Here is an 11803-nt window from a genome sequence, read left to right on the forward strand (position 1 = left end):
CAGCTTCGAGTTAAAGAAGTGTTCGCAAATTGTTCTTGGCGCAATTGGACAAATTCCTTCACCGATCTGAAGGTTGTGCAATAGAAGGGAGTGACCATGCCGCCGCGATGCAGCATAATCCGTCCGGTGAAGACATCCGCCCTGCCCCGTCGGGCCAGAGCGTAACCAAGACAAGGGAGAGCCCCGACGATGCCTGATTTCCAGAAGATCCTGATCGCGAACCGCGGTGAGATCGCAATCCGGGTGATGCGCGCGGCCAACGAGCTGGGCAAGCGCACCGTTGCCGTTTATGCCGAGGAAGACAAGCTGAGCCTGCACAGGTTCAAGGCGGATGAGGCTTACCGGATCGGCGAAGGGATGGGGCCGGTTGCCGCCTACCTGAGCATTGAAGAGATCATCCGCGTGGCCCGGATGTCGGGCGCGGATGCCATTCATCCCGGCTATGGGCTGTTGTCGGAAAACCCGGAATTCGTCGAGGCCTGCGAGGCCGCCGGCCTTACATTCATCGGCCCCAAGGCCGAAACCATGCGCAAGCTGGGCGACAAGGCCAGCGCCCGGCGCGTGGCGATCGAGGCCGGGGTGCCGGTGATCCCCGCCACCGAGGTTCTGGGCGACGACATGGAGGCGATCCGCAAGGAGGCGGCCGAGGTCGGCTATCCCTTGATGCTCAAGGCCAGCTGGGGCGGCGGCGGGCGCGGGATGCGGCCGATCATGGGGCCGGACGAACTGGAGGAGAAGGTGCGCGAGGGCCGGCGCGAGGCCGAGGCCGCGTTCGGCAATGGCGAGGGGTATCTGGAAAAGATGATCATCCGCGCCCGCCATGTCGAGGTGCAGATCCTGGGCGACAGCCACGGCAACATCTATCATCTGTGGGAGCGCGATTGCTCGGTGCAGCGGCGCAACCAGAAGGTCGTGGAGCGCGCCCCTGCCCCTTATTTGACGGACGCGCAGCGCGAGAACCTGTGCCATCTGGGCAAGAAGATCTGCGAGCATGTGCATTACGAATGCGCCGGCACCGTCGAATTCCTGATGGATATGGACAGCGGCGCCTTCTACTTCATCGAGGTGAACCCGCGCGTGCAGGTCGAGCATACGGTCACCGAAGAGGTGACAGGCATCGACATCGTGCGCGCGCAGATCCTGATCGCCGAGGGCAAGAGCCTGGTCGAGGCCACCGGCGTGGCCAGCCAGTATGATGTAGAACTGTCGGGCCACGCCCTGCAATGCCGCATCACCACCGAGGACCCGCTGAACAACTTCATTCCCGATTACGGCCGCATCACCGCCTATCGCGGCGCCACCGGCATGGGCATCCGGCTGGACGGCGGCACCGCCTATTCCGGCGCCGTGATCACGCGGTATTACGACAGCCTGCTGGAAAAGGTCACCGCCTGGGCCCCCACCCCCGAGGCCGCCATCGCCCGGATGGACCGCGCCCTGCGCGAGTTTCGCATCCGCGGCGTCAGCACCAACATCGCCTTTGTCGAAAACCTGCTGAAGCACCCGACCTTCCTGAACAACGAATACCACACCAAGTTCATCGACCAGACGCCCGAACTGTTCCGCTTTGAAAAGCGGCGCGACCGGGCGACCCGGATCCTGACCTATATCGCCGACATCACCGTGAACGGGCATCCGGAAACCGAAGGCCGCGCCCGTCCGCCGGCCGAGGCCAAGGCCCCGCACCCGCCGGCCTTGCGCGCGGATACGCCAAAGCCCGGCACCCGGACGATTCTGGAAGAAGGCGGGCCCGAGGCCCTGGCCGAGTGGATGGGGCATCAAAAGCGGCTTTTGCTGACCGACACCACGATGCGCGACGGGCATCAGAGCCTGCTGGCGACCCGCATGCGTTCGATCGACATGATCCGCGTGGCCCCCGCCTATGCGGCCAACCTGCCCGGCCTGTTCAGCGTCGAATGCTGGGGCGGGGCCACCTTTGACGTGGCGTACCGCTTCTTGCAGGAATGCCCGTGGCAGCGGCTGCGCGACCTGCGCGCGGCCATGCCCAATGTGATGACGCAGATGCTGCTGCGCGCGTCGAACGGCGTGGGCTACACCAACTATCCCGACAATGTGGTGCAAAGCTTCGTGGCGCAGGCGGCGGAAACCGGGGTGGACGTGTTCCGCGTGTTCGACAGCCTGAACTGGGTGGAAAACATGCGCATCGCGATGGATGCGGTGATCGAAAGCGGCAAGGTTTGCGAGGGCACGATCTGTTACACCGGCGATATCCTCGACCCGGCCCGCGCCAAATACGGTCTGAACTACTATGTGGCGATGGGCAAGGAACTGAAGGCCGCCGGCGCCCATGTGCTGGGGCTGAAAGACATGGCCGGCCTGCTGAAGCCCGCCGCCGCGCGGGTGCTGATCAAGGCGCTGAAGGAGGAGGTAGGCCTGCCGATCCATTTCCACACCCACGATACCAGCGGCATCGCCGGCGCCACGATCCTCGCCGCCGCAGAGGCGGGCGTGGATGCGGCCGACGCGGCGATGGATGCGTTTTCCGGCGGCACCTCGCAACCCTGCCTGGGTTCGGTGGTCGAGGCACTGCGCAACACCGACCGCGACACCGGGCTGGACATGCGGGCAATCCGCGAGATCAGCGACTACTGGGAAGGGGTGCGCAGCCAGTACCGGGCGTTCGAATCCGGGCTTCAGGCCCCCGCTTCCGAGGTCTATCTGCACGAGATGCCCGGCGGCCAGTTCACCAACCTCAAGGCGCAGGCGCGTTCGCTGGGGCTGGAGGATCGCTGGCACGAGGTGGCCCAGACCTATGCCGATGTGAACGCGATGTTCGGCGATATCGTGAAGGTCACGCCATCGTCGAAAGTGGTGGGCGACATGGCGCTGATGATGGTGTCGCAGGGGTTGAGCCGGGCCCAGGTCGAAGACCCCGCGGTCGATGTGGCCTTCCCCGATTCCGTGATCGACATGATGCGCGGCAACCTGGGCCAGCCGCCGGGCGGCTTTCCCGAAGCCATCCTGAAAAAGGTGCTGAAGGACGAGCGGCCCAATCTGGAACGCCCCGGCAAGCATCTGCCACCGGTCGATCTGGAGGCCACGCGCAGGGAGCTTGCCGAAAAGCTGGAGGGCCAGGACTTCGACAATGAGGATCTGAACGGCTATCTGATGTATCCCAAGGTGTTCACCGATTACGCCGCGCGGCACGCGCAATACGGCCCCGTTCGGACCCTGCCCACCCGCACTTTCTTTTACGGCATGGAGCCGGGCGAGGAGATCACCGCCGAGATCGACCCCGGCAAGACGCTCGAGGTGCGCATGCAGGCGGTGGGAGAGACCACCGATGACGGCGAGGCCAAGGTGTTCTTCGAGCTGAACGGCCAGCCCCGCGTGATCCGCGTGCCCGACCGCAAGGCCCGGGCCACGGCGGCCAAGCGCCCCAAGGCGGAACCGGGCAATGCCAACCATGTGGGCGCGCCGATGCCCGGCGTGGTGGCCACTGTGGCCGTTGCCGCCGGACAGAAGGTCAAGCAGGGCGACATGCTGCTGACCATCGAGGCGATGAAAATGGAAACCGGCATTCACGCCGAACGCGACGCGGTCGTGCAGGTGGTGCATGTGGTGCCGGGCGCGCAGATCGACGCAAAGGATCTGCTGATCGAACTGGAGGGGGGATCCGAATGAGGCCCGTTACGGGCCGCGCCTTTCGTCTCGCGCCCTGACGGGCGCTCAGGTGCCTCCGGCGGGGATATTTGGGGAAAGATGAAGGGGCTGGCGGGTTTGACCGCCCCCCGTGAGCACTGGAATGTGCCGCGGAATCGGCTAAGCTCGCGCTCGAGTGTCAGGAACGGGGGCGCCTCATGTTGACCATCGCACCGCTCTACGCCGGGCTGATCACCCTGCTTTTCGTTGCGCTGAGCGTCAGGGTGATCCTGCGGCGGCGGGAAGCGGGTGTTTCCCTTGGCGACGGGGACGACAACGAGCTGCGCAAGCGCATTCGCGCGCAGGGCAACTGCGCCGAATATGCGCCGCTCGGGCTGATCCTGCTGGGCATGGCCGAGGTGCAGGGCGCGCCGGTCTGGGCGCTGCATCTGCTGGGCCTGATGCTGCTTGCCGGGCGGGCGCTGCACGCCTGGGCGGTGAGCCGCACGCCCTCTGCCATGCGGGCCCGCGTCGGTGGCATGACGCTGACCTTCGTGATGCTCATTCTTGGTGCTTTGGCCAATATCGGCCAGGCCCTGTTTTAAGGATTTTCCGCATGCTGCACTTGCTGACCGACCCGGCTGTCTGGGCCTCTTTCCTGACGTTGACCGTGCTGGAAATCGTGCTGGGGGTGGACAATGTGATCTTCATTTCCATCGCCGCCCAACGCCTGCCCGCCGCCCAGCGCGGCCGGGCGCGCGTCATCGGGCTGTCGGGGGCGCTGGTGCTGCGGGTGGGGCTTTTGTTCTCGATCGCCTGGATCGTTTCGCTGGCGGAGCCCTTCGTGACGGTTGCGGGATTCGGCCTGTCCTGGCGCGATCTGATTCTGCTGGCGGGCGGGCTGTTCCTGATCTGGAAAGCCGCGACCGAGATTTTCGACGAGGTCGAAGGCACCGAAGACCATGAAGCGGCGCGGGCCACGGCCTCTTTCATCGGGGTGATCGCGCAGATCATGGTTCTGGACCTGGTGTTTTCGCTCGACAGCGTGATCACCGCCGTGGGCATTGCCGATCATCTGGAGGTGATGGTGGCCGCCGTGGTGCTGGCCGTGCTGGTGATGATGGTGGCTGCGGAGCCGATCGCGGGATTTGTCGAGGCGCACCCCTCGACCAAGATGCTGGCGCTGGCGTTTCTGGTGATGGTCGGCATGGCGCTGGTGGCCGACGGGCTGCACCATCATATCGAACGCGGTTTCATCTATGCGGCGATGGTTTTTGCCGGCGGGGTCGAGGTGCTGAACCTGCTTCGGGCGAAGCGCAGGCAGGCCCGATAAGTTTTCGTCGGATGTTTTGCATTTTTCCCTTGCAGCCCCGCGGCAGAGTTTATAAATCACGCCTCACCCAAGGATGCGGGCGTAGCTCAGGGGTAGAGCATAACCTTGCCAAGGTTAGGGTCGGGCGTTCGAATCGCCTCGCCCGCTCCAATTAAATCAGCGCATTGCGCTGATGAGGGTATCTTTCAGACAGGCTGGTCTCTCGGTGCTTTCGTGCGGTTCTCCGCACGAAGCCCGGGCCCGGTGCTGCGGATCCGGGAGCCTTGTGCCACGAGCATGCCGCCCCCTGCGAATGCCCTTTCATCCCCGCCACAGTGAAAACACAACCTTAAGTAGCCTGGCCTTAATGTCGCCATCTTTAAGCGGAAGAATGGGGGAGAAAACAGGCAGTCGGCAAATCGCCGGATAAGGCCAGGGTGATCCCATCGGAAGACTCCCGTTCACCTTGGGAAAAGACAGGAGGCGTTGGAGTGCGCATACTAGCTGTTGACGACGATCAGATCCTGCTGGAGCTGCTGGTCGAGACATTGAGCGTTCTGGGCCATCAGGACGTGACAACGGCATCATCCGCCCAGGAGGCGCTGCGCGTGATCGCGGGCGCGTCGGTGCCGTTCGACTGTTTTCTGCTTGATATCCAGATGCCCGAGATGGACGGGATTGAGCTGTGCTCGATCATCCGCTCGATGGAGACCTACAAGACCTCTCCGGTCGTCATGATCACCGCGATGTCCGAACGCTCGTTCATTGACCGTGCCTTCAGCGCCGGGGCGATCGACTATGTCACCAAGCCGTTCGACGGGCTGGAGCTGGGCACGCGCCTGCGCCTGGCCCAGCGCATCGTGACCGAGCGGAAGGTTTCGGCAGACAAGATATTCGCCCTGAATTCTCTGAAAGCCAAGGTCGAGGATGCGTTCCGGATCGAGGCTGACAAGCCGATCACGATCGAAGACGTGCCAGGTGTCGTCGATCACCTTGTGCTGGAAAACTATCTGCTGCAGCTGTCGCGCGGCAAATCCTATCTGTCCTCGGCCGTGGCCTTTCACATCCGCAATTTCGATGCGATCTACGCCCGGGCAACGGCAGAGGATCTTTACTATACCCTGACGGACGTCGCCGAAGCGATTGCGACCCAGTTCAAGTATACCTCCTTCCTGATGACCTACATGGGCAACGGCGTTTATGTCGTGGTCACCAACCGCAACAACCCTGTCATCAACCCGGATCTGGAAGTCGCGGCGCAAATGGCCATCGACGAGATGGAGCTTTGCTATGATGACGGCGCGGCCTGCAATGTGTCGCTGCGCATGGGCGAACCGCAGACCAATTCGCTGTTCTTCGGCGGCGGCCCGATGTGCATGGTAGAGGCGGCCGTCGAATCCGCCCGCAAGGGCGGCTTTGCCATCACCTCTGACAATCGGCAGAAGAGCGTGGCCCTGCGGGCGCCGCGCCAGCAGCACGCGTCGTGACCGGAGAAATCGCGATGATGGGTACCTCCGGTTATGATGAAAAGATGCAAACCGCGATCCTGGCGGTGCGGGGGCGGTTCGTCGGCTCGCTTGCCGGGCGCCTCGAGGCGATGGATCGCATCATGCTGCAACTCGAAGCGGGGCTGGTGTCGGATGATGCGCTGACGCATGTCGCGGCCGATGCGCACAAGATCCGCGGCCTGGCCAAAACGTTGGGCTTTGCCGAACTGGGCGAGCTTGCGGGAAATGTGGAAAACGCCGTGAACGCATTTCTGGCGAAAGCCGACGCCGCCCCGGCGCGCGCAGAGCTGTTTGCCATGATCGACGCCCTTCTGGACCAGATGGACCAGGTGCAATCGGGCGATTGACCGGCCCCGGCGCGGGATACAGCGCGCGGCCCCAAAATCAGCTTCAGATATTGAGGATCAGGCCTTTTCCCAGGCTTCCCGGATGATATCCGGCAGGGTCATCGGATCGAACGGCTTGGTGACCACGTCCAGCGCCCCCTTGGAGATCAGATCCTTGACCGAGGCGTCATGCGCCTTTGCCGTGACGAAGATAACCGGCGTGTCCTGAAGCCCGTCAAGCTTTCGAAGCTCCTGAAAGGTTTCTTCGCCGTCCATCACCGGCATCATCAGATCCAGCAACACCAGATCGGGCTGAAAACCGGCGGCGCAGGCCAAAGCCTCATGGCCGGAGCTGCATTGTTCGACCGTGAACCCGCCGACCGTTTCCAGCGACATCTTGACGATAAACTGGATATCCGTGTCATCATCGACATGCAGGATTTTCTCAAGCTGGCTCACGCGCATTTCCCTTCATCCCGATCCGGCAGCGCGCATTGGCGGGCACGCCTACCAGAGCGGTATTGTTTGCCGATCGGTTCGCCTTGGCATCATCGCGCAAATGCCAACCACCTGCAAGATGACGCATAGACGCAAACCGGTTGAAAAAAACGGGCCGGGTTCACTCCGCCGCCTGAAGATGGCCCGGGCCATCGATAGCCTGCGGCGCGGCATCGAGCTTTGGCAGATCGACAAAGAAGGTGGCGCCCCTGCCCACTTCGCTTGTCACGCCGATCGTACCGCCGTGGCGCTCGACAATCGCCTTGACGATGCTCAGCCCGAGCCCGGTGCCCTTGCGGCTTTTGCCATCGACGGCCTCGGCCTGACGGAATTTCTCGAAGATCGTCTCGCGCGCGTCTTCGGAAATGCCCGGCCCGTCATCACTGACCGACACGCGCCAGACATCCGTTTCGTCGGAGAGCCGGACCGTGACGACCCCATGGCGGGGCGAGAATTTGGCGGCGTTCGACATGAGGTTGGTCATGACCTGCAACAACCGCATCTCGTTCCCCCGGACAAGGCAGGGCTGGTCGAATCCGACACTGCGGAAATGCACCTCGTATTCATCGCCATATCCTTTGTTGACCAGAAGCGCCTCGCGCAGCAGTTCCGTCAGATCCAGCATATCAAGGGCGCAATCCATCTTGCCGGCTTCGATCTTTTCCAGATCAAGCATGTCGTTGACCATATGCAGCAGCCTCTCGCTGTTGCGATACGCAACGTCGAGAACAGCCACCGCTTTTTCCGGAAGCTCCCCGGCGACCCCTGCCCGCAGCAGCCCCAGCGAGCCCTTGATGGCCGTCAGCGGCGTTCTCAGCTCATGGCTCACCACAGCGATGAATTCGCGCTTGGCCTGCTCGATCTCCTTGCGTTCGGTTATGTCGCGCACCACGACGATATAAACCTCTTCGTCGAACCCACCCTGCGCGATCTGCAGGTTGACCTCTACGGTACGACCATACTGCATCGATTCAAAAATCATCGCCTCGCGGCCATCAATGCCGAGCAGGGCAGCATAGTCTTCGAGCTCTTGGTAGTTGAAATCCAGGCTCTCATCCGAAAGGCTGCGGTTCAGATATTCCTTTTCGTCCCAGCCGATGTGTTCGACGAACCAATCGCGGGCCGCCTGGTTTGCATAGATGATATCCAGAGTGCCAGGACGGAAGATCAAGACCAGATCCTGCAGCCGGTCGAGCAACGAGGTAAGCTGCTCCAGCGCCTCCGACCGGCGCGCGACCGTCACATCCGTCCGGACCGAAATGTTCTTGATGTGGTTGCCATCGGTATCCATCAGCGGAACGACGGTACACTGCATCTGCCGGATTTCGCCACTTTTGGTGCGCAGCACCTGCTCGCCGGAGCTGATCTTTCCTTCGGCAGCCTTCGCTTTGACTTTCTCAAAGCTCTGGTCGGCCTCGTTATCCGCATACAATATGCCCTGCGACTGGCCCAGGATCTCTTCACGCGCATAACCGAAGGCCGCCACGAATTTGTCGTTCACTTCCAAGATCCTGCCGTCGGGATTGCTGATGCTGACGATCGCGTGTTCGTTGATCGCGCGCTCCTGAAAGACCAGTTCGTTATCTTTCATCTTGAGGAGTTTGGATTCCAGTTTGCTCAGTTGCCCGCCCCGCAAGACCGCCAGCGCGAAACACGAAATCAGCAGGACGCTGAGCAGGACATGCTCGCGAAGATGATCCGATTCGAGGTTGGGAAAATGGCGTTCGAGCCACGCGCCCAGCTCGGGGCCGAAGAAAACAGACATTCCGTAAGCAGCAAGCGTGGCCATCACGACAACCAGCAAAGGCTTTTTGTACTTCGAACCGACCATTAGCACCGCTTCCAAAAAAATCCACGTTGGGGGGAACAGGTGCCGCCAGAACATGGCCGCATCCGAATATCCTCCCTCTGGCAGAGAAGTTACCGGAGCTTATGGAGTTTTTGCGGACAGAATTATGGACAAGATAAGGCAATCGTCCGCTTCGCGGCGCAGCGGGCGGACTAGGAATGGATGGTTGAAAGGGCAATCTGCACGATATCCTCGACAGAGGTACGCGTCTTTACCAGATGGTGCAGAACGTGTTCATCCTCCCACTCCGGCTCGCTTGACGATAGCCCGATGACGGGGGTATCGCCGTTGACCTGCGCGATCTCTGGGATCAGTGCACGTCCGTTTCCGTCGGGCAGATCCCAGTCGATGATGATCAAATCGAAAGGTCTTTTGCCGATCATCACGCGCGCCTCCGAAAGATGCGTCGCGGTGAAAATCTTGGCCCGCTCCTTGAACGAGGCTGTCAGAACTTCGGAAAAATCGGCGTCATCCTCCACATGCAGGATCGCCGGCGGGCAGCTTCTCTGCGGCTCGACCGGGGCCAGCTCATCCCCCGGTGCGCTGCTGATCACGGTTTTCTCAAGTGGAAAGGTTATCCAGAAGCAGGCGCCCTCGCTGCGGCCGGAGATGAAGCCGATCTGCCCGCCCATCTTTTCGACCATCAGCTTGGAGATGAAAAGACCAAGCCCGGTGCCGCCCTTTTTCCGGGTCGACGACGAATCCGCCTGCGAGAACCGTTGAAAGATCTTGTCCTCGAAATCCTCCGGAATTCCCGGCCCCTGATCGGTCACGATGATGCGGAGCGTCTCTGCATCGGTTTCCAGCGCGATTTCCACAACGCCGCCTTCGGGCGAGAATTTCACCGCATTGGAAATCAGGTTGGTCAGAACTTGGCTGAACCGGGTCTCATCCACATTCGCAAAACAACTCTCCGCATCATGAACAACGTTCAGCGTTACGCCGCTGTCGGTGGCAAGCGGCATGTTTGCCTCGACCGTGCCGCGCGTCAGTTTGCAGATATCCCGCGGTGCCAGCTTGAACACCGAATCCGAAGAGGAAATCTTTTCGAGATCCAGAATGTCGTTGACCAGTGAGATCAGCCGCTTGCTGTTGGTCTGCGCGATGCTGAGCAGACGGTCGGTGCTCTGGGGCAACTTGCCCTGCGTCGTGTCCTGCAGCAGGCGAAGCGCGCCGTGGATCGATGTCAGAGGCGTGCGAAGCTCGTGACTGACCGTGGCCACGAAATCGCTCTTGATCTGATCCACACCCTTTTGCTCGGTGATATCCTTGATCTGGACGATGAAATAGAGAGGTACGCCGTTGGCATCCCTGTCGATCGAAACGGTCAGGTAGCCCCACCGATCGGAGCCGTTCTTGTGAACGAAGCGCATTTCGACCTCGTAGGCTCTGACCTCGCCATCCCTGAGGCGGTCAAGCTGCACAAGATCCAGCCCGCCCTCTTTCTGCCCGCCGTCCTCCGGGTGCACGATGTCGAGAAACGATTTTCCGCGTACATCCTCCAACCCGTACCCGATGAAATCCTTGAAGGCGCGGTTCGCGTTCAGGCAGTGTCCGTGTTCATCGGTGATGACCATCGGCATCGGCGCATTCTCGATCGCGTTGCGGAACCGTGTCTCGCTGCTGCGCAGGGCCTCCTCGGCCTCTTTGAGCGCCGTGATGTCCGATTGCACGCCAATCATCCGCAGCGCTTTGCCGTCGGATGACCATTCGGTGACAACGGCGTTCGACCGTGTCCAGATCCACTTGCCGTCGGCGCGCAGAAACCTGTATTCGTTGTCCGTACGCTCGGCCTTGCCGTCGACGCATGCCTGATCCGCCGCGAAGACACGGGGCTTGTCTTCGGGGTGAATGCGCGATTCCCACTCGGCCTGAGAGTCGATTTCGCCTTTTGGATCAAAGCCGAACATGGTTTTCCACGTCTCGGTCACGACCGATCGCCCGTGCCGCAGATCGACATCGAAGATACCGATACCCGCGCTTTTCAGCGCCCGATCCCAGCGTTCCTGGGCGGTTGCGATCTCGCTCAGAACCGTCGCATCCCGCAACATAACCGTAAACCTTTCCTGATCATCGGGGCTCAGCCAATAGTCGGCGCGAATGTCCAGAACCAGCGCCGTGCCGTTGCTTGACTTGGCGCTGAAATACTTGCCCGCCGTCTTGTCGCCGCCCCGGCCCGCTATGGCCTTGAGCCGGGCAACGCTCATATTGGTTATCCAGCGCTCCAGCGGCCGGGCCTTGATTTCACCCTCCTCCACCGCGAACAGCCGCCGCGCTTCGGGGTTGGAAGAGATTACCGCCCCGTTCTGGTCGACCACCAGAATGGCGACCATCCCCATGCGCAGGATCGACTGGTTCAGGGCCGCGGTTTCGGCCACCTCCCGGGCACGGGCGCGCGCGGCCGTCCGGCCTGCGACCATCCGCTTGCGCAACCCGCCCAGCAGCGCCCCGGCCAGCGCCAACAGCAAAAGGCCGCCGAACAGAAGCACGAAGGTCATCCACGGTGTCATGCAGGGCTCATCCTTTTGGGAATGGGATCAAACCGCGACATCATCGTGGCTCCTGAAAAGCGCGAAGTGTCAGCACAGGTCATCGGTGCTCTTGCATGGTAGCGCGTATCCGGTCTTGTTCATGTTCGCCTGGCCCCGGTGCGATCAGACGGATGTCATCGACACCCGAGGGGATGTTATCGTCCGGAAAACCTATA

General features: G+C 61.7%; 8 protein-coding genes and 1 tRNA gene. 6 read left to right on the forward strand and 3 right to left on the reverse strand.

What is annotated here, in order from left to right; all coding sequences use genetic code 11:
• Positions 1-189 precede the first annotated feature (189 nt).
• The 6 genes from GGR17_RS01305 (at position 190) to GGR17_RS01330 (ending at position 6770) form a co-directional block, all read left to right on the forward strand.
• On the forward strand, positions 190-3645 hold the full coding sequence (locus tag GGR17_RS01305; RefSeq protein ID WP_054538406.1) for a pyruvate carboxylase: 3456 nt from the start codon (positions 190-192) through the stop codon (positions 3643-3645).
• Between the two features lie 176 nt (positions 3646-3821).
• On the forward strand, positions 3822-4208 hold the full coding sequence (locus GGR17_RS01310; protein ID WP_054538405.1) for an MAPEG family protein: 387 nt from the start codon (positions 3822-3824) through the stop codon (positions 4206-4208).
• An 11-nt stretch (positions 4209-4219) separates the two neighbouring features.
• The gene (locus GGR17_RS01315; protein ID WP_037204494.1) at positions 4220-4936 is read left to right on the forward strand and encodes a TerC family protein; all 717 of its coding nucleotides are present in this window, start codon (positions 4220-4222) and stop codon (positions 4934-4936) included.
• Between the two features lie 75 nt (positions 4937-5011).
• Positions 5012-5086 (forward strand) — tRNA-Gly (locus GGR17_RS01320).
• Between the two features lie 320 nt (positions 5087-5406).
• A complete protein-coding gene (locus GGR17_RS01325) occupies positions 5407-6402 on the forward strand; it encodes a response regulator (RefSeq protein ID WP_054538404.1) in 996 nt (331 codons plus the stop codon).
• 14 nt (positions 6403-6416) lie between these two features.
• On the forward strand, positions 6417-6770 hold the full coding sequence (locus GGR17_RS01330) for an Hpt domain-containing protein (RefSeq protein ID WP_054538403.1): 354 nt from the start codon (positions 6417-6419) through the stop codon (positions 6768-6770).
• A gap of 57 nt (positions 6771-6827) precedes the next feature.
• On the opposite strand, the gene GGR17_RS01335 is transcribed toward GGR17_RS01330, so the two are convergent.
• The 3 genes from GGR17_RS01335 to GGR17_RS01345 all read right to left on the reverse strand — a co-directional run bounded on the left by GGR17_RS01335 (position 6828) and on the right by GGR17_RS01345 (position 11606).
• A complete protein-coding gene (locus GGR17_RS01335; RefSeq protein ID WP_037204589.1) occupies positions 6828-7208 on the reverse strand; it encodes a response regulator in 381 nt (126 codons plus the stop codon).
• A gap of 160 nt (positions 7209-7368) precedes the next feature.
• Positions 7369-9078, reverse strand: a complete 1710-nt coding sequence (locus GGR17_RS01340) for an ATP-binding protein (protein WP_162231814.1) — start codon at positions 9076-9078, stop codon at positions 7369-7371.
• 170 nt (positions 9079-9248) lie between these two features.
• Positions 9249-11606, reverse strand: coding sequence for a PAS domain S-box protein (locus tag GGR17_RS01345; RefSeq protein WP_082386547.1), 2358 nt, complete (start codon positions 11604-11606; stop codon positions 9249-9251).
• Positions 11607-11803: the final 197 nt, after the last annotated feature.

This window comes from Actibacterium naphthalenivorans (assembly GCF_014196965.1).
GTDB classification, from domain to species: domain Bacteria; phylum Pseudomonadota; class Alphaproteobacteria; order Rhodobacterales; family Rhodobacteraceae; genus Actibacterium_A; species Actibacterium_A naphthalenivorans.

Coding starts and splice junctions, on each gene's coding strand:
- GGR17_RS01305 (WP_054538406.1), top strand. CDS start 190: ATGCCTGATTTCCAGAAGATCCTGATCGCGAACCGCGGTGAGATCGCA.
- GGR17_RS01340 (WP_162231814.1), bottom strand. CDS start 9,078: ATGGTCGGTTCGAAGTACAAAAAGCCTTTGCTGGTTGTCGTGATGGCC.
- GGR17_RS01315 (WP_037204494.1), top strand. CDS start 4,220: ATGCTGCACTTGCTGACCGACCCGGCTGTCTGGGCCTCTTTCCTGACG.
- GGR17_RS01310 (WP_054538405.1), top strand. CDS start 3,822: ATGTTGACCATCGCACCGCTCTACGCCGGGCTGATCACCCTGCTTTTC.
- GGR17_RS01330 (WP_054538403.1), top strand. CDS start 6,417: ATGATGGGTACCTCCGGTTATGATGAAAAGATGCAAACCGCGATCCTG.
- GGR17_RS01345 (WP_082386547.1), bottom strand. CDS start 11,606: ATGACACCGTGGATGACCTTCGTGCTTCTGTTCGGCGGCCTTTTGCTG.